The 19,657-nt window shown below is 72.8% G+C and carries 8 protein-coding genes; 2 read left to right on the top strand and 6 right to left on the bottom strand.

Annotation, left to right across the window (positions count from 1 at the left end; genetic code table 11):
- The first annotated feature begins 81 nt into the window (after positions 1 to 81).
- Both pks13 and DCI01S_RS03115 read left to right on the top strand, forming a co-directional pair.
- The gene (gene pks13 / locus DCI01S_RS03110) at positions 82 to 5,148 is read left to right on the top strand and encodes a polyketide synthase Pks13 (protein WP_061227886.1); all 5,067 of its coding nucleotides are present in this window, start codon (positions 82 to 84) and stop codon (positions 5,146 to 5,148) included.
- A gap of 56 nt (positions 5,149 to 5,204) precedes the next feature.
- Complete coding sequence (locus DCI01S_RS03115) at positions 5,205 to 6,698, top strand: acyl-CoA carboxylase subunit beta (RefSeq protein WP_050797217.1); 1,494 nt, start codon at positions 5,205 to 5,207, stop codon at positions 6,696 to 6,698.
- Positions 6,699 to 6,999: 301 nt separating this feature from the next.
- On the opposite strand, the gene DCI01S_RS03120 is transcribed toward DCI01S_RS03115, so the two are convergent.
- The 6 genes from DCI01S_RS03120 to DCI01S_RS03145 all read right to left on the bottom strand — a co-directional run bounded on the left by DCI01S_RS03120 (position 7,000) and on the right by DCI01S_RS03145 (position 19,561).
- Positions 7,000 to 10,359: an arabinosyltransferase domain-containing protein gene (locus DCI01S_RS03120; protein ID WP_061227887.1), complete on the bottom strand. Its 3,360-nt coding sequence runs from the start codon at positions 10,357 to 10,359 to the stop codon at positions 7,000 to 7,002.
- Positions 10,360 to 10,381: 22 nt separating this feature from the next.
- On the bottom strand, positions 10,382 to 13,759 hold the full coding sequence (locus DCI01S_RS03125) for an arabinosyltransferase domain-containing protein (RefSeq protein ID WP_061227888.1): 3,378 nt from the start codon (positions 13,757 to 13,759) through the stop codon (positions 10,382 to 10,384).
- Positions 13,760 to 13,782: 23 nt separating this feature from the next.
- Positions 13,783 to 15,726 carry an arabinofuranosyltransferase gene (locus DCI01S_RS03130; protein WP_061227889.1) on the bottom strand — a complete coding sequence of 648 codons (1,944 nt, stop codon included), beginning with the start codon at positions 15,724 to 15,726 and terminating at the stop codon, positions 13,783 to 13,785.
- Positions 15,727 to 15,728: 2 nt separating this feature from the next.
- Entirely contained in the window at positions 15,729 to 16,490 is a 762-nt protein-coding gene (gene dprE2 / locus DCI01S_RS03135) for a decaprenylphospho-beta-D-erythro-pentofuranosid-2-ulose 2-reductase (protein ID WP_007631851.1), read from the bottom strand.
- 50 nt (positions 16,491 to 16,540) lie between these two features.
- Positions 16,541 to 17,989 carry a decaprenylphosphoryl-beta-D-ribose oxidase gene (dprE1, locus tag DCI01S_RS03140; RefSeq protein WP_061227890.1) on the bottom strand — a complete coding sequence of 483 codons (1,449 nt, stop codon included), beginning with the start codon at positions 17,987 to 17,989 and terminating at the stop codon, positions 16,541 to 16,543.
- A gap of 174 nt (positions 17,990 to 18,163) precedes the next feature.
- Positions 18,164 to 19,561, bottom strand: coding sequence for a lipase family protein (locus DCI01S_RS03145; RefSeq protein ID WP_061227891.1), 1,398 nt, complete (start codon positions 19,559 to 19,561; stop codon positions 18,164 to 18,166).
- Positions 19,562 to 19,657 lie beyond the last annotated feature (96 nt).

Raw genomic sequence — 19,657 nt, forward strand, 5'->3', positions numbered from 1 at the left:
CGCCGGGCCGGTTCACGGCGCACGGCGGCCCCGGCGCACGGGAACACCGGACGACACCTTCAGGAAAGGCGAGCCACGACGATGGCACAGAGCGAGATGACGGTAGTGGAGCTCCGCGAATGGATGCGGGGCTGGGTCTGCCGGGCCACCGGGCTCGACATCTCCAAGGTGACCGACGACCGCTCGCTGGAGGAGTACGGCCTGTCGTCCCGCGACGCGGTGTCCCTGTCCGCCGACCTCGAGGACCTCATCGGCCGGCCGCTGGACGCGACCGTCGCCTACCAGCACCCCACCATCGCCTCGCTCGCCGAGTACGTGGTCAACGGTCCGGTGGAGGCCGACGAGCCCACGGACCTGCACACGTTCCGCGAGCGCGGCGCGGGCATGGAGTTCGACGTGGCCGTCATCGGCCTCGCGACCCGCTTCCCCGGCGGCGCCGACAGCCCCGAGGCGACCTGGGACCTGCTGGCCTCCGGCCGTGACGCGACCAGCCCCCGACCGGACTCGCGCTGGTCGGAGTGGGCGGGCGACGCGTACGTCCAGCAGGTCCTGGCCGAGGCGCCGAACCGCGGCGGCTGGCTCGACGACACCGAGGTCAAGGACTTCGACGCCGAGTTCTTCGGCATGAGCCCCCGCGAGGCCGAGATGGTCGACCCGCAGCAGCGGCTCGCGCTCGAGCTCACCTGGGAAGCCCTCGAGAACGCCCACATCCCGGCTAGTGACCTCAAGGGCCGCGAGGTCGGCGTGTTCATGGGCTCGTCGTCCAGCGACTACCAGGTCCTGCTCACGTCGGACTCCGCCGCCGCGTCCCCGTACGCGGTCACCGGCGCCTCCAACTCGATCATCTCCAACCGGATCTCGTACACGTTCGACTTCCGCGGCCCGTCCATGACGCTGGACACCGCCTGCTCGACGTCGCTGGTCGCGATCCACGAGGCCGTCAACTCCTTGCGCCTGCACGAGTCGGACCTCGTCGTGGCCGGTGGCGTCAACATGATGCTCGCGCCCGCCGCCACCATGGGCTTCGCCAAGACCGGCGCCGCGCTCAGCCCCGACGGGCGCATCAAGGCGTTCTCCTCCGACGCCAACGGCATCTGCCGCGCCGAGGGCGGGGGCGTGTTCATCCTGAAGCGCCTGTCCGAGGCCGAACGGGACGGCGACGAGATCCTCGCCGTCATCAAGGGCTCCGCCGTGAACTCGGACGGTCGCTCCAACGGCATGACCGCCCCCAACCCCGACGCCCAGGTCTCCGTCCTGCGCCAGGCCTACGCCGACGCCGGCGTGGACCCGCGCGAGGTCGACTACATCGAGGCCCACGGCACCGGCACGATCCTCGGCGACCCCATCGAGGCCACCGCCCTGGGCCAGGTGCTCGGCCGCGGCCGCGACGCCGACCGGCCCACGCTCCTGGGCTCGGCCAAGACCAACTTCGGGCACATGGAGTCCGCCGCCGGCGCCGCCGGCCTGGCCAAGATCATCCTGGGCATGCAGCACGACGCCGTGCCGCCCACGATCAACTACGCGGGCCCCAACCCGTACCTCGACTTCGACGCCGCCCGGCTCAGCGTGGTCACCGAGACCACCCCGTGGCCGCGCTACAGCGGCCGCGCGGTCGCCGGCATCTCCGGCTTCGGCTTCGGTGGCACCAACGCGCACGTCGTGGTGGCCGAGTACCGGCCGCAGCCGGCCCACGTCGTCGTCGACGCCCCGTCCGACACCTCCACCGACGCCCCGGCCGACACCGACCCGGCCACGGCGACCACCGACGCCGCGACCACCACCGCGACGGCCACGGACGACGACGTCGCCCGCTGCGTGGCCGACGCCGTCGCGCGCAACGCCGACGAGCTCGCCACCACCGGCACCGCTGTTCCCGGCCCTCCGGCCACCGTGCTGGTCGTGTCCGCGTCCCTGCCGTCGCGCCGCAAGGCCACGGCCGCCCAGGTCGCGGACTGGCTCGAGGCGCAGGACGACTCGATCGACCTCGGCGCCGTCGCCCGCACCCTGTCCACCCGCAACCACGGCCGCTCCCGCGGCGCGGTCGTCGGCCACACCCGCGCCGAGCTCGTCGCCGGACTGCGCGCGCTCGCCGCGGGCGACCCGGGCCCCGGCGTGTTCAGCGCTGACGCCCCCGCCGGCACGGGCGACGTGTGGGTGTTCTCCGGCTTCGGTTCCCAGCACCGCAAGATGGCCAAGGAACTGTACCTGTCCAACCCGCTGTTCGCCTCGTGCCTGGACGCGGTGGACGAGCTCATCGACTTCGAGGCCGGCTACCGGATCGCCGAGTTGATCCTCGACGACTCCCAGACCTACGAGCTCGAGAACTCCCAGGTCGGTATCTTCGCCATCCAGGTCGCGCTCGTCGACACGCTGCGCGCGCTCGGCGCCAAGCCCGAGGCCGTCATCGGCCACTCGATGGGCGAGGTCGCCGCCGCCTACGCGACCGGCGGCCTGAACCTCGAGGACGCAGTGCGCGTGATCTGTGTGCGCTCGCGCCTCATGGGCGACGCCGAGGGGCAGGTCTCGGAGGAGGAGGCCGGCGCGATGGCGCTGGTCGAGTACTCGGCCGAGGAGATCGCGCAGATCATCGCCGACAACCCGCAGTTCGCCTCCATCGAGCCCGCCGTCTACGCCGCGCCCACCCACACCACGGTCGGCGGCCGCGCCAAGCCCGTCGCCGACTTCGTCGCGTGGGTCGAGGAGCAGGGCAAGTTCGCCCGTCAGCTGCAGGTCCGCGGCGCCGGACACACCTCGGACGTCGACATGCTGCTGGGCGAGCTGGCCGCGGAGATCGCCGGCCTCGAGCCGCGCGAACTCACCTCCGGGCTGTTCTCGTCCGTCGACCGCGAGACCTTCTACCGCGCCGGCCACGAGCCGGTCCACGCGGAGGAGTACTGGGTCAAGGGCATGCGCCACTCGGTGTGGTTCACCCACGCCGTGCGCAAGGCCGTCGACGCCGGGTACGTGACCTTCCTCGAGCTGGCCCCCAACCCGGTGGCCGCGATGTCGGTGGCCGCGACGTGCTTCGACGCCGGTCTCATGGAGCCGAACCTCCTGCACGCGCTCAAGCGCAAGGAGTCCGAGGCGGACACGCTGCTGCACGCGATCGCGCAGCTGTACGTCCACGGGCACACGATCGACATGCCGAGCGTCGTGGAGATGATCCACGGCCACGTCACCGGTCCCGGCCGGTACGCGCCGGTGCCGGGCACCGCGTGGAAGCGCCGCACCCTGTGGCCCAAGGTCACCGCGGGTGGCGGGTCCGGCGACGGCCGCATGCCGGGGTCGTACGTCGCGCTGCCCGACGGCCGCCACGCGTGGCAGGTCCGCGCCGAGGTCGTGCCCAGCGTGGACGCGCTGATGTCCGCGGCGGCCGCGGCGGTGGTCGAGGGCGCGACCCTCATCGCCGTCGACCGGCCCGGCGTCCTCCCCGCCTCGGGATCGGTCACCACGACCCTCACCCCGCACCCGGGCGGGGCGTCGGTGCAGGTCCACGTCCGGTCGGACGAGGAGTCCGCGCCGTTCGTGCTGGTCGCCTCCGGCGCGGTCAGCGGCGGCGCGCCGATCGATCCGTCGACGGCGCCGGAGATGCCGCATTTCGAGTCGGCCGAGTCCGACGCTCCGGTGGTCGGCGAGGACGAGGACGACGACGACGAGGCCGACGCCCGCTGGAACCCCGGGTCCGGCGAGTCGATCAGCGACAGGCTCGCCCGGATCGTCGGCTCCTCGATGGGGTACAGCCCCGACGACCTGCCGAGGGAGCTGGCACTGCTCGATCTCGGCCTGGATTCGCTCATGGCCGTGCGCATCAAGAACCGCGTCGAGCACGAGTTCTCCATCCCGCCGCTCGAGTTGCAGGCCATGCGGGACGCGTCGCTGAACGACGTCGCGGAGATGGTCCTGTTCGCGGTGGAGAACCCGGAGGAGGTCGGCGAGCTGGCGGCCCAGCAGGCCCGCGGCGAGGGCGCCGTGGACGTGGCGTCCCTGCGCGACGGAGACGCCGCCGACGTCTCGGGTGCGGCTGACTCCGACGGTGCGGCCCCGGCCGGCGACGCCGCGTCGGTCGCCCCGCGCGACGACACCGAGCGCATGGCGTTCGGCGCGTGGGCGGTGGTCACCGGCGCGGCGGCGCCCGGCGTGACCGGGGCGCTGCCCCCGATCGACGAGGCCACCCGCGAGGCGCTGGCCCGGCGACTGTCCGAGCGATCCGGCGGCGACATCACCGCCGACCAGCTGGCCGGCGCGTCGACGATCGCCGAGGTGGCCGATCTACTGCGCCCGTTCACCGAGGTCGCCGTCGAGGGCAACATCCGCGTGCTCGCCGAGGGGCAGGAGGGGCGCACGCCGCTGTTCCTGTTCCACGCGGCCGGCGGATCGTCGTTCGTCTACGAGCCGCTCGTCGAGCGCCTCGACGAGGGCACCCCGGTGTACGGCGTCGAGCGCGTCGAGGGCCCCCTGGAGGCGCGGGCCGCGACCTACCTCGACCGGATCCGCGAGCTCGCCGCGGGCCGCCCGGTGGCGCTGGGTGGCTGGTCCTTCGGCGGCGCGCTGGCCGTCGAGGTGGCCCGCCAGCTGCGGGCCGCGGGCGACGAGGTGTCGCTGGTGGTCCTGCTGGACACCGTGCAGCCGTCCGAGCCGATCCCGGACACGCTCGACGAGGCCGAGGCGCGCTGGAAGCGCTACTCGGAGTTCGCCAAGCGGACGTACGGGCTCGACGTGGAGGTGCCGCGCGACTTCCTCGCCGAGCACGGCGAGGACGGCGTGCTGGACATGTTGATGGGGGTGCTGGGCGCCGAGGCCAACGCGATGGGCGGCGGCGTGATCGAGCACCAGCGGGCCAGTTTCGTGGACAACCGCATCCTGCAGAGCGCGGACATGGGCTCGTGGGCCGGCGTGGGCGCCGAGGTGCCGTTCGTGCTGTACCGGGCCGAGCGGATGCACGACGGGGCGATCGAACTGGAGCCGCGCTACGAGCGCATCGACCCGGACGGCGGCTGGGCCGCCGTGGTGACCGATCTGGAGGTGGTCCACCTCGAGGGGGACCACCTCGCGATGGTCGACGAGCCGGTGGTCGGTACGGTCGGTAAGCATCTGGCGCGTCGACTCACGGAGCTCGACGCGGGCGTACGGAAGGGAACGAACGCGTGACGGCGAAGACGACCGCGGAGAAGCTCGCTGAACTGCGGGTCAAGACCGAGCAGGCCATGGACCCGGGCAGCGAACGGGCCAAGGCCCGCCGCGACGCCGCGGGGCAGACCCCTCCCCGCCAGCGGATCGCCGAGCTCCTCGACGCGGGCAGCTTCGTGGAGATGGGCCAACTGGTCAAGGCGCCGGGCAACCCCGACAACCCGTTCGGCGACGGCGTGGTGACCGGCCGCGGCACGATCGACGGTCGCCCGGTAGCGGTGTACGCGCACGACAACACGGTGTTCGGCGGGTCCGTCGGCGAGGGCTTCGGCAAGAAGGTCTGCGCCATCATGGATTTCGCGATCAAGGTCGGCTGCCCGATCATCGGGATCAACGACTCGGGCGGCGCCCGGGTCCAGGACGCCGTCACCTCGCTCGCGTACTACTCGGAGATCTCGCGGCGTCAGTACCCCGCGTCGGGGTACGTTCCGCAGATCTCGATCATGCTCGGCAAGTGCGCGGGCGGTGCCGTGTACGCGCCCGTGACGACCGACTTCGTGATCGCCGTCCAGGATCAGGCGTACATGTTCGTCACCGGCCCCGACGTCATCCGTCAGGTGACCGGCGAGGACGTCACGATGGACGAGCTCGGGTCCGCACTCGAGCAGGCGAAGCGGGGCAACGTCAACCACGTGGCCGTCAGCGAGCACGACGCATTCATGTACGTGCGCAACCTGCTCAGCTACCTGCCGTCGTCGGCCAGCGAGAAGGCCCCGCGGATCAACCCGGGACTCGAACCGGAGACCACGGAGTCGGACCGGCAGCTCGACACGATCATCCCGGACTCGGACAACGCCGCGTACGACATGCACGACGTCCTGATCCGGATGTTCGACGACGGCGAGTTCGTCGAGACATCGGGGCAGTTCGCCTCCAACATCATCACGGGCTTCGCGCGCGTCGACGGCGAACCGGTCGGCGTGGTGGCCAACCAGCCACTTCACCTGTCCGGCGCCCTCGACATCGACGCCTCCGAGAAGGCCACCCGCCACATGATGCTGTGTGACGCCTACTCGATCCCGATCGTCTACGTGGTGGACACCCCCGGCTACCTGCCCGGCGTGGAGCAGGAGAAGCTGGGCATCATCCATCGTGGCGCCAAGATGGGCTTCGCTGTGGCGGCGTCCTCGGTTCCCAAGGTGACCTTCGTGGTGCGCAAGGCCTACGGCGGTGCGTACGCGGTGATGGGCTCCAAGAATCTCGGCGGCGACCTCAACTTCGCGTGGCCGACCGCCCGCATCGCGGTGATGGGTGCCGAGGGCGCGGTGGATCTGCTGCAGCGGCGGCAGATCGAGGAGGCCGGCCCGGAGGAGGGCCCGAAGCTCCGTCAGCAGCTCATCGACATGTACAACGAGTTCATCGCGACGCCGTACACGGCCGCCGAGAGAGGCTACATCGACGCGGTGATCGAGCCGTCGCAGACCCGCCTGGTGTTGCGCGGTGCACTGGCGCAGTTGAGGGACAAGACGCGGGTCGAGCTTCCGCGCAAGCACGCCATCTTCCCGCTGTGATCCGATAGCAACAGCGCGCCGACGGCACGAGCGCACCGACGGGCGGCCCACCGACGAGGGGGCCGCCCGTCCCGCATTTCTCCGCCCCGCAGCCGCCCCGCAGCCGCTCCTCGACCTGGCGTCTCGCCGTCACCGCGGTGCGCGCGAGACGCCATGTCGGCGGGCGGCTGTCCTGGCGACGAGGGCTCAGGCCGGGGCCGCGCCAACGACCGAGGGCCCGCCGGTGGCTGCTGCCTCCGGCGGGCCCTCATCGGACCGGCGGGCCCTCGTCAGGCCGGCGCGGTCCCGCGCGCTGAGCGGGTCACTCGGGGTCGGTCACGAAGATCGGCCCCTCGGGCTGCCACCAGCCCCAGCGGGTCTCGGTGCCGGTGGTCACCTCGGCTGGCGCCGGCGGCTCCTCCTGGTACGTGCCCAGCGGGGTGTAGGCCTCGATCGAACCCCAGTCCCGGTTCCAGTCGTGCCGCAGGTACGAGGGGATCGTCCGCGCCCGCTGCGCGGTCTCCACCCATCCCAGCGGCCCGCCGGCCTCGTACGACATCCAGGTGCTCGTGGCGCTGACGGCCAACGGACGGTCCGGGAGGATCCGGTACTCGGGCAACTCGGCCACGCCCGCGTGGTGAGCGAACGGACGCTGGCACGGGAACTGCAGGCTCACCGCCCAGTCCAGCAGGACCGGCGAGTCAGATCCCACCATCTCCTGGACCGTCACGAGCTCGGGAGCGCGCGGGGGCGTGATCGCTGCCCACTGATCGGGGGTGAGGTCGTTGTCGTCGACCCGGACACGCATCACGTCGGCGTCCGCGGGGGCGTCCTGCATGTCCACCCGCAGGTTCCGCCACGTGGGGGCGGGGCCGATGTCGAACGGGACGACCGGCTCGCCCACCGTCTCGACGCCGGCCTCCGCCGAGCGGCCGAACTCCACGACCACGCTCTGGCCGTACCTGTAGATGCCGTCCGCGTCGAAGCGGCCGATGCGACCCGCCGCCGAGATGACCAGCAGCGGATGCGACTCCCGGTTCTCCGGCAGGCGGTACCAGCCCGTCTCCAGGCTGGCCTCCCGCTGCGGGCCCACGAGGAACGAGCCGAGCACCGGCGTGGTGGCGGGATCGAGCCCGAAGGGCAGTGCGACGGTCGAGGAGTTGACACCCTCGGCGCCCCGGCCGCCTCCGGTGCCCGCGCTCTCACCGGTGTTGACCGACGGGCCGCCGCCGGGCTCGGAGGTGGTGTTCGCGGCGCCGGGATCGGCGACCACCGCGTCGGCGGACAGGTCGGGGGCGACACCGTCGGGCGTGAACCCGGTGTTGCCACCCGCCTCGATGGCCGCGGCGCGGTCCTGCGGGTCGACGGTCCCGTCGGGCAAGGGGGTGGCGTCGAGCGGGGTGAGCATGCCGGCGTTGGCGTCGGGCTCGACGAGGACGCGGTCGGCGAGCATGCAGGGGTTCCCGGCGAGCGCGGAGAGGTTGCCCTCGGCGATCGTGTACGCCGGGAACTGCTTGTGGACGCCCTTGGCGAACGAGGCGATCGAGAAGATCACCAGCAGGCCGGCGACCACGGCGATCGGTGCGGCGGCGAAGGTCCGCACGCGGCGTCGGCCCTCGGTGGTCCGGGGCGCCTTGTCGCCGGTGTAGTCACGACGCAGGTGCTGCCACCCGGCGTAGGCGAACGTCAGGACCGCCAGGACGAGCAGGACGGTGGCGGCGTCGATGCCGCGGATGCTCGGCGCCTTGTCCCACCAGGGGATGCCGTAGCTCGAGACGTACCACCAGCCGTTGGGGCCGGCGAACGCCAGCGCCACCACGAGGAGGATCACGCCGAGGAACAGTGTGCGGTTGCGGGCGGTGCGGACGGCGGACGCGGAGATCGCCAGGGCTCCGAGGGCGGCGATCGCGCCGCCGATGCCCGCGTAGACACCGAAGTGGTGGGTCCACTTGGTGGGCGAGAACATCATGAAGAAGGCCGTGCCCACGACCACGCCGACCAGGCGCCAGACCGGGCCCGAGGCGGCGCCCGGGACCTTGCCGCGGCGCAGGAGGGTGCCGACGACGACGGCGAGACACAGCAGCACCAGCAGGACCGGCAGTCGACGGGCGAGCGAGCCGTCCACCGTCGGGATCATGAGGTAGTAGTAGCGGACGAACTCCTCGAACCAGCTCAGGCTGGGACCGATCTCGCCGCGGACCCGGATCGCCTCGAGCACGGCGGCGAGGGTCTGCACGCCGAACACGCAGATCAGCACCATCGTGCCGGAGGCGAGGACGGGCGCGACGAGCGCGAGGTACGAGCCGATCACGCGGCCGCGGATGACGACGGTGCGCACGACGGCCCGCAGGCCCATGAGCAGTGCCGCGACGGCCATGAGCCCGGTGGGACCGGTGGCCAGGGAGAACGACGCGATGATGACGGCGATCGCGAACGGCAGCATCCGCCGGGTGGCGATGGCCCGTTCCACGGAGACCCAGGTCAGGAGGGCGCCCAGCGCGATGATGGGTTCGGGCCGCAGGCCGTTGTTGAAGGCCATCCAGAAGGCGAGGAAGACGGCGGCGGCGCTCCACACGACGACCGGGGTGGTGCGGGCGGCGCGTCCGAGGCGGGGCAGGACCTCGCGGCTGATGACGAGCCAGCACAGTATCGCCGCCAGGAGGGCCGGCAGCCGCATCCAAGGACTTGCGGTGGACACGTGCGAGAACAGCGTCAGCAGGTCGTAATAGGGCGAGCCGAACGGCGACTCGGGGACCCCGTACCAGCGGTAGTAGTTGGCCATGTAGCCGGCGGGATCGGCGGCTCGGGCCATGGACAGGATGTAGCCGTCGTCGGAGGTGTTGCCGCCGACGAAGTGCCACACGCCGAGCGTGCCGATCACGGCGATGTCGGGCGGGCGGATCCGGAACCAGCCGCGCGGCAGGAAGCGGCGTGCGCGGCGGCCGTCGGTCTGGTCCAGCGCGTGCAGCGCCCACAGAGCGACGGCGGTCGACAGCAGTCCGACGACGATCGCCGCCCACTTCCACCCGGTGGGGTCGGTGGTGAAGCGCGAGTCGACCTGCACGGCCACGTCGAGGCCCTCGGGCACCGCGGTGTCGGCGGGTAGGTCGGTGTAGACGCCCACGACCATCGGGCGCAGGTCGTCGGCGTCGACACGGCGCGCGGCACCGTCGATGCCGTCGAACGACGCCTCGACGTAGGTGGGCGCGGCGACCACGCTGAGCTGTGTGCAGTCACCGGCCTCGACCCGGTCTCGGGGCGCGGAGACGATGACGCGGTTGCGGGAGATCACGTCGACCGTGTCGGCGGAGGCGCGGACGAACAGGGCGCGGTCGCCGGCCTCCCCGCCACCCGCCGGGGCGGTGGACAGCAGGATCCCCCCGTCGGCGGGCAGCTCGCCGACCAGGTCGCACGGCGCGGTGGCGGTGAACCGCTGCGGGGAGTGCGCCATGAGGGGCGCGGTGACCGAGCCGACGGAACCGTTCTGCGGCCACTGCACGGTCGAGGTGGTCTGGGAGACCGGCAGGAACGGCAGCGCCAGGAAGCACAGCGTCCCCAGGAGGCCGCTGACGATGGCGATGAGCCGGAGCCTCGCGACCCGCGGGTCGGCGGCGATCGCGCCGGAGGCCGGACTGGAAGCCGGGGGATGAGCCGGGGACGGTTCCGGGGAGGAGTCTGACACGACAGCCGATTCTAGGCGACGATCAGTTCATCGGACCCGGCGTGGTCCAGCCCCAACGCACCTCGCTTCCGCGGAGGAGTTCGGCGGGAGTGGCGTCCGGGTCGAGGGGTTCGAACCGCTGCAGCGAGCCCCAGTCGCGGGCCCAGTCGTGGTCGAGGTAGGTGGGGACGGTGATGGCCTCGACGGTCTGCCTGGTCCACAGGAGCGGGCCGCCGCCGCCGGCGCTCTGCCACCAGTTGGCGGCGGACGACGACTCGCGGTCGGCGAGGATCCGGTAGCGGGGGATCTCGGCGACGCCCCCGTTGTGGACGAACGGCCGCTGGCACGGGAAGGCCAGCGCGACGACCCAGTCGATGAGCACGGGGTCGGTGTGGCCGACGACCTCGTCAAGGGTGCGCAGCCGCGGGTTCCGCGGCGGGGTGACGGCCAGCCACTGGTCGGGGTCGAGGTTGCCGTCCGCGGCCACCACGCGCACGACCTGGGCGTCCTCGGGGATCGAGTCGAGCGGGATGCGCAGGTTCCGCCAGGCGGGCGCGGGGCCGACGTCGATGGGGGTGGTGGAGCCCATGACCTCGAAGTCGGTGGGCCCGGTCGCGCCCACACGGCCGGGGCGCCCGTACTCGATGCGCAGGGCGCCGTTGCCGATGCGACCGGCGGCCGCCATGACGAGGAGCGGGCGGTTGGCACTGCGGGCGGGCAGCTCGTACCACGCCGAGGTGAGCTCGGCCGCGACCTGCGGGCCGCGCCGGTAGGAGCCCAGGACCGGGGTGGTGTCCGGGTCGAGACCGAACGGCAGCGCGACGGTGGAGCCGTTGACCGTGACGGCACCGCGGCCGCCGGTCGTGCCGGCGTCCACACCGTCGCCGGGGTCGCGTTCGCCGGACTCGGAGGTCGCGAGCGCGCCGGAGGCCTCCGCGCTGTCGACGGTGATGGAGTCGGGCAGGCCGTTGGGGGCGAAGCCGTTGACGACGCCCGCGCCGAGGGAGATCTCGGGCCCGGCGCCGACCGCGCTGAGCAGGCCGTCGTTGGAGTCCTCCTCGACGAGCACCGAGTCGGCCAGCGCGCACGGCTCACCGGACAGCGCGCGGATGTTGCCGCGGCCGACGCTGTAGGCGGGGCTCTGGACGAACACGGCGGTGACCGCGGAGACCAGCTCGAAGATCACCACGGAGAACGCGACCACCGTCAGCGGGGTGCCGCCGATCCCGCGGCTCCGGCCGTCGGCGCGGCGGCGGGCGGCGGGGGTGTCGGCGTGCGTCCGCAGGAACGGCGCCGCGCGCCGGACGCGGCGCCACAGGGCGGCGCCGGGCTCGGAGGGGACGAGGCCCGAGTGGATGAGTCCGGCGATGAGCAGGCACACCAGGGCGCCGATGAACGCGACGTACTGGACCTGGACCCCGCCCACGGCGGGGAAGGAGTCGGAGAAGGGGATGCCGTAGTCGGAGACGTACCACCAGGTGTTGTTGGTGGCGGTGGACAGGCCGACGACAAAGCACAGCGCCGCCCACACCAGCCAGCGACTCCGATTGAGCGAGACCGTCGAGGAGCGCAGGGCGATGACGGCGAGGACGGCGAGCGCACCCGCCAGACCGGCGAAGACCCCGAAGTGGTGGGTCCATTTGGTGGGGGTGAACACCAGGAACAGCAGCGATCCCGCGAGGACGCCGATGAGTCGGCGCGAGGGCCCGGCGGCCGCGCCGGGGATCTTCCCCCGCCTCAGCATGACGGCGGTGACCAGGACCAGGCACATGAGCATGAGCAGGACGGGGAAGCGGCGGGCGACACCGCCGTCGGCGGAGACCCCGAACAGCGCCTCCCACCGCTCCTTCTCCCCGTACCAGGGCAGGCTCGGACCGAGCTCGGTGCGGATGCGGGTGGCCTCGAGGACCGCGGCCAGCGTCTGGTCGGCGAACACGGTGTAGAGCAGCGCGAGACCCACGGCCAGGACGGGGCCGAGGATCGGGGCCCACCCGACCACCCGCGCGCGCCGCCGGGCCATGCTGAGGAACTCGCGGGCGCCCGCCGCGAGCGCCGCGACGCACATGAGCCCGGTGGGGCCGGCACCGAGGGAGAACGCGGCCACGCCGATCGCCGCGACGCCGGGCACGAGCCGGCGGGTGGCGATGGACCGCTCGACCAGCGACCACGTGAGCAGGGCGCCGAGCGCGATCACCGGCTCGGGCCGTAGCCCGTTGTTGAACGCCATCCAGAAGGCCAGGAACAGGGCGGCGCCGGTCCAGCGCGGTCCGCGCCAGGTGCGGGCGAGGCGGCCCAGCCGGGGCACGACCTCGCGGCTGATGATGAGCCACGACAGGATGCCGCACAGCAGGGTGGGCAGCCGCATCCACGGGCTGGCGGTGGAGATCTCGGCGAACACGCGCAGGATCTCGTAGTACCAGCCGACCGGGGACTCGGGGGAGCCGAGCCAGCGGAAGTAGTTGGCCATGTACCCGCTGGGCCCGGCCGAGCGGGCCATGGTGAGCAGGTAGCCGTCGTCGGAGGTGTTGGCGCCCACGAGGTGCCAGAAGCCCAGGACGCCGATGACGACCCCGTCGACCCCGGACAGTCGCGACCAGGACCGCGGGACGAAGCGGCGGTGCGAGCGGCCGTCGATGCCGTCGAGGCGGTGCAGGAACACCACGGAGGCGAGGGTGGCGAGCACCCCGATCACCATGAGCACCAGTTTGAGCGCGGTGGGGCTGGAGGAGTACCGGGAGTCGACGGTGACCTCGACCGTGGACTCGCCGAGGCCGTCGGGCGCGGTCACGGGCGTGAGGTCGGTGAAGACCCCGGTGACCTGCGGGCGCATGGTCCCCGGGACGGCGGCGCGGACCGCGTCGTCGGCGTCGTCGGGGTCGCGCTCGAGGCCGGTGAACTCGGCGACGAGGATGCCCGTCTCGGCGCGCACGTTCAGCGTCTCGCACGCGGGGTCACGCAGGGTGGACAGCGGCACCGACAGCAGCGTGATGTTGCGTACCGCCACCTCGATGACCGGGTCGCCGGCCGCGTCCTCGGCGCGCTGGACCACCAGCCCGTCGGAGATCCGCCCGGGGGCGCCCTCCGGCAGGGTGGAGAACACGATCGTGTTCTCGGGGACCTGCGCCAGCGGCGCGCACGGTGCGGTGATGGTGAGGTCGAGCGGTCGCCCGGAGACGAGCGGGGCGGTGACCGAGGCGTAGTCGGGCCCGGCCGTCCACTGCACCCGCGTGGTGTCCTGGTGCACGGGGAGGAACCCGGCGAGGATCGCCAGGACCGCCCCGAGGAAGCCGGTGATGACCGCCCACCGGCGGTCGCGGTCCATGCCGGGGTACGGGTGCAGACCGAGGGGACGCTCGACGTCGGTGTCGTGCACCTCGTCGTCGTCGCCCCGTCCCACGGTTCCCGTTCGCTCCGCTGTCATCGCCTGATCACCGCACAGCCTCCTCACCGCACCGTGATCACGGCGAACGGACCCACGTCGTGGACCTCGAAGTGGTCCCCCTCGACGGCCTCGCCGGGGATGGTGACGCCGAAGCGGCGGACGTTGGGGTCGTTGGGGTAGGTGTCCTCGGCCAGGCGCAGGGTGAAGCCGTCGCCCGACCGGCGCGTGACGATCGCGTCGGGGCCGCGCCACGGCGTGGAGCGCATCATCGCGAACAGCTCGTCGCCGCTGGTGGCGTCCTGCCACGCGACCATGGACGCGTTGCGGTCGGCGTACCGCCCCAGCGGGTTGGCGTAGTGCGAGGTGACGGCCTGGTAGGCGAAGTACGGGTGGTAGGCCAGGAACGCGTCGGCGGTGCTGGCGACGACGAGGTCGGTCCGGTCACGGCCGGGGAACGACTCCAGGATGACGCGGTCGACCTCGGCGTAGTGGGACTCGGGGCCGGGCGGGTAGCGGTCGGCCCGCTCGCCGTGGCCGTCCGTGTCGGTGTAGGCCAGCCGGATCTCGTCGTGCAGGTGGTCGGGGATGCCCTGCGCGTGTGCGAGCACGGCGAGGGCGGCCAGCACACCCACCACGGCGCCGGCGCGCCGACGACGGTCGGCGGCCTCCGCGGCGGGCCGGGGCTCACCGGCCTGACGGCCGGCCGCGCGGACGGCGAGCCCGGCGACGTCGACGACGGCGAACACCCCGGCCACCACCAGGAGGAGGATGAGCACCGGCTCGAGCCGGAATCCCAGCATGGTGGTGCCCAGGACGGTGACGGCCATCGAGGCCAGGCTCCACAGGTAGACGGCCACGACGCCCAGGCCGAGCGCCTGCGCGCGGCGCGAGGTCCACGCCCGCGCGATGATCCACACCAGGCCGGCCAGGCACACCCAGCCGGTGAGGCCGCCGGCGGTCATCGGCAGCGGCAGCCGCGCTCCGGCCTCGGGCAGGTAGTGCATGGCGGTGCCGGAGTCGGCGGGCTCGCCGCGGAGCGCGGCCAGCAGGTAGGGCGCCCACACGAGCAGGGCGATGAGGATCGACCCGGACCCGATCACGGCGAGCCGGGCCGCGGGCAGCCAGAGCGGGATCACGCGTCGACCGCGCCGCGCGGCGAGCACCGCGGAGACGGTCGCGACGAGCGCCATGAGGACGACCGTGCCCGCCGCCAGGCCGGTGTACAGCGTGTAGGTGCACGCCGACGCCCCGAGGAACAGGGTCGTGGCCACGGTGGCGCCGCGGCCGGCGTGGCGGGCCGTCGGGCTGACCGCGTGCCACGCGAGGATGAGGACCGGCGGCAGGAACAGGGCCACCACGGCGCCGTACGGCTCGGGGCTGCCGTAGGCGAGCACGATCGAGGTCGAGACCAGGCCCACCGCGGCGCCGAGGTCGGTGCGCAGGATCCGCGTCCACAGCACGGTGACCAGCGCGGCCGCGACCGCCAGCGACAGGATCGCCCACGGCTTGAACGACGCCCAGCCCTCGAGGCCGACCAGGTTCGCGAACCGCCCGCCCAGCCAGAACCACCCCGACGGGTAGAACGACGGCAGGTCGATGTACGCCATGTCGGGCAGCCCGAGCGAGGTGGCCGAGCGGCCGAGGAACTGGGTGCGGAACTCCTGGTCCACGCTCACGCCGTGCAGGTACAGCCGCGACGCCGCGAGCGGGATGCCCAGCGTGGCCGCCACGAGCAGGGCCGACCCGGTGGGGGCGGCGAGCTTGCCCAGCCGCACCAGCGCGGGCCGACCCCCCGGCCGCTCCCCGGCGCGCGCGGCGAGGATCCCCGTCGCCACCAGCGCGACAGCGGCGGTCTGACCGACCACGGTCAGGGCCCGCAGGACGTTGGAGTTGCCGTAGGCCGGGAAGGAGACGAGCGAGAAGCCGACCAGGACCACGGCGGTGACGGCTGCGGCGAGCAGCGTCGCCGCCCCGGCCAGACCGGGCCCGCGTAGCGCCGGCGGCATGCTCAGAAGGGGAGCTTGCGGAAGATGGGGCGCGGCACGTGCGTGAGCACGGCCATGACCCCGCCGAACGCGGCCGGAGCGAAGACCGCGCCCTTACCGGCACCGGCGTTCTTCACCGCGATGCGGGCGACCTCCTCCTTGTTGATGGTCAGCGGCGCCTCCTTGACGTGCGCTGACATCCGGGTGCGCACCTGGCCGGGGCGGATCACCAGGACGTCCACCCCGTGCTCGTCGAGCGCGTACCCGAGACCGGTGTAGAAGGAGTCCAGCCCCGCCTTGGTGGATCCGTAGACGAAGTTGGAGCGGCGGGCCCGCAGGCCGGCGGCCGAGCTCATGGCGATGATCCGGCCGAAGCCCTGCGCCTTCATCCGCTCGGCGAGCAGCACGCCCACCGAGACGGCACCGGTGTAGTTGATCTGCGCGATCTGGACCGCCTTGCGCTGGTCGGACCAGAGTTCCTCGTTGTCCCCGAGGAGGCCGAACGCGACGATCGCCACGTCGACGTCCCCACCGGCGAAGATCGTCTCGAACGTGGCCGGGTGCGTGTCGGTGGCCGCGGCGTCGAAGTCCACGACCTCCACGGCGGTCGCGCCGGCGGCCGTCATCTCCGCCCGCGCGTCCTCCACGCCGGGGTCGCCGGGCAGGCACGCCAGGATCACGCGCATCGGGCCCTGCTGCAGGTACTCGGCACAGATGGCCAGGCCGATCTCGGAGGTTCCACCGAGCAGGAGCAGGGTCTGGGGGACGCCGACGGCATTGATCATGGGCAGGAGTCTACCGACGGGGCCCGACACCCCTGGGGGCGCTCACCCGCTCAGAGCAGTTCGAGCCGCCGGCCCATGTCGGAGGCGAACACCCCGTGGGGGTCGATGCCGCGGCGGGTGGCGATCCACGAGTCGATCTCCGGGTACATGGCGTGGAACCGCTCGGCCGGGACGCGCGAGTCCTTGGCCGTGTAGAGCCGTCCGCCCATCGACATGACCTTGGCGTCGAGGTGGTTGACGAAGCTGTTGAGCCGGTCGTTGATGGGGAAGTCCACGCACACGTTCCAGCCCTCCATGGGGAAGGACAGCGGCGCCTGGTTCCCGGGGCCGAACAGCTTGAACACGTTGAGGAACGAGTAGTGCCCCGAGCGCTGGATGTCCCCGATGATCTCCTTGAAGCCCTCGACCGCGCCCGGCGGGACGATGAACTGGTACTGCAGGAAACCCGCAGGTCCCATGGCCCGGTTCCACTCTCCGAACAGGTCGAGCATGTGGTAGAACTGCGGCAACGTCTTGATCTTGTTCCGGCGCGTCCCGCCCATGCGGTAGTACGCCTCGCCCACCAGGCTGAAGGACCACTTGTTGGCCAGCCCGTTGGGGAAGATGTCCGGGAACGTCAGCAGCGGCTTGGCGTCCATCGCCAGCGGGTTCTTCGCCAGCTTGGGCGCGTACTCCTCGAGCTGGGCCAGCGTGGCCAGCGACCCGCGCGAGACCGCGGCCCGGCCGAGCTTGGGGGGCGCGCTGATCGCGTCGAACCACGCGGACGAGTAGGTGTACTTCGACTCCGACCCGTCGGTGTGCAGGGCGATCGTCTCGTCGAGGCTCGAGGTCTGGTCGTCGTCGGCGAGGAAGAACGCCGTCTCCGTGCGCGTCATCGCGATCCACACCTTGAGCACGATGCCGGTGAGGCCGTTGCCGCCGACGGTGGCCCAGAACAGCGTTCCGTCGGGGTCGTCGGCGGTTCCGCTCGGCTCGAGCGTGAGCACGCGGCCGTCCGCGACGAGCAGTTCCATGCGCGTGACGTGATTGCCGAACGAGCCGGCGGAGTGGTGGTTCTTGCCGTGGATGTCGTGGCCGATCGCACCGCCGACGGTCACCTGCCGTGTGCCCGGCAGGACCGGCACCCACAGCCCGAACGGCAGGGCCGCCCGCATGAGCTGGTCGAGGTTGACGCCCGCGTCGACCACTGCCAGCGCCTTCTCGGCATTGAGCTCGTGGATGCGGTTGAACCGGCTCATGTCCACGACGAGTCCGCCGGAGTTCTGGGCGCTGTCGCCGTACGAGCGGCCGAGGCCGCGGGCGACCACGCCGCGCCGCAGGTGGGCTGGGGAGGAGGCGTTGGAGTCGTTGACCGCCGCGACGGCCGCGGAGATCTCGTCGACCGAGCGTGGGGTCAGCACGTGGCTCATCGCCGGGGCGGTGCGGCCCCAGCCGGTCAGGCGCCGGAGTTCGGTGTCCAGCGCGGTCGGGGCCGGTGGGGTGTTCTGCGCGGTGCTCACGCGGTCGAGGTTACCGCCCGGTGGGGCGCGGCCGCCGCGTCGCCGCGCCGGGGTGTGACGCGACCGACCGCGGGATCACGGTGGGATGACGGGGCGACGAGAGAGACGAGAGAGATGCCGACGACGACGAGGGGCGCTCGCTCGCCGGGGGCCCGCCCTCCTGGGCCGCGCCGGTCAGTCGGGCCGGCAGCCGGAGTCGAAGGGGACGCCGCGCGCCCGGTCGTCGACCCAGTCCAGCGCCGGGCCCACCGCGGTGTACGCCGCCAGGATGTGCTCGCCGGGCACGGGCGTGTACTCGACGTCGGCACCGGCCGCGCACCACTCGTCCGCCAGCCGGCGGGCCGTCCATTCGGGGACGAACGGGTCGCCCGGCCCCTGCGAGGAGCCCGGGCCGGGGCCAATCGGTGCGGCGGCGTCACCGTGCCAGACCTGGACCGGCCCGGTCGGCACCTCGCGCGGGTCCGCGCCGTGGGCGGGGTCGGGGGTGCCCAGACGGTTGCGGGCGAGGACGGCCGCGACCGTGGGGTCGGTGCGGGGATCGACGTCGGTCAGCGCGGACAGCGGCGCCGGGATGAGCCCCCCGGCGGTGTTGGCGGCGGCGCAGGCGTCGCGGAGGTGGTGCGCGATGACGTCGCCGGTGTCGTTGAGGAGGGGGTACAGCTCCGGGTACTCGCGCGCCAGGCCCAGGACGGCGGCGCGGTACAGGCCGGAGGCGATGGTGCCGTCCATCGTGTCGAACAGGTCGGAGTAGTCGGAGGGCACGCCGCCGACCGACGAACCGACGAGCAAGCCGGTCAGCTCGGGGGCGTACACGGGCTGAAGCTGGGCGGCCCAGCCCGTGGCGATGCCGCCCCCGGAGTAGCCGACCTGCACGACCCGCGAGTCGGCGAACAGCGGGTCGGCCTCACCGGGTGGGACGAAGGCGCGGGCGGCGCGGATCCCGTCGAGCACCGCGCGGCCGTTGGCGCGCCCCGCCGCATAGGCCGCCCTGGGCCCCTGGAAGTCGGTGACGACCAGGCCGTAGCCGCGGTCGGCGAGGATCTGCAGGAACGGCGGTAGCTCGAGGTTGAGCGTGTGCGGCAGCGTGTGGGACGGCATGCACGTCAGGCCCAGCGAGTCGATCGTGACGTTGAACGACACGAGCGGCCGCGGATCGGGCCCGGGCCACGGGGTGGCCGGCTCGATGAGCGTCGACACGATCTGCTGCGGGCGGTCGTGGGAGTCGGTGCTCTGGACCAGCACCTGCCAGCCGCGGCCGAAGTTGCGGACGTTGTGCGGCGGGATCGTCACCTCTCGCGTGGCGAGGATCGTCCCCGGGGCGGTCGCGGGGTCGACGGTCGGCGGCGACGAGTACCAGGGGTCCGGGGACGGACTGGGCAGGTAGCGCTCGGGCGTGCGCTCGTGCTCGGGCGCGGGCCGGAGCGCGGCGAACGGGTCGGGGACCGTGACCGCGGACGACGCCGCACCGGTGGGCTGAGCGGCTCCGGCGGGCGCCGCGGTGAGCGCGCACGTCAGCGCAAGGAGTGCCGCCGCGACCGCGCGGCCGGGACGGAGGGGACGCCGCGACCTCATGCGCTCACGGTATACGGCGCGGTCGGCGGCGGACGCGTCGCGCGCGCCGGGGGTGACCGGCGCGCGCGAACCGCGTGTTCGGGGGTGGGCTCGTCC

The sequence above is a fragment of the Dietzia cinnamea NBRC 102147 genome (genome assembly GCF_001571065.1).
Lineage (GTDB): Bacteria > Actinomycetota > Actinomycetes > Mycobacteriales > Mycobacteriaceae > Dietzia > Dietzia cinnamea.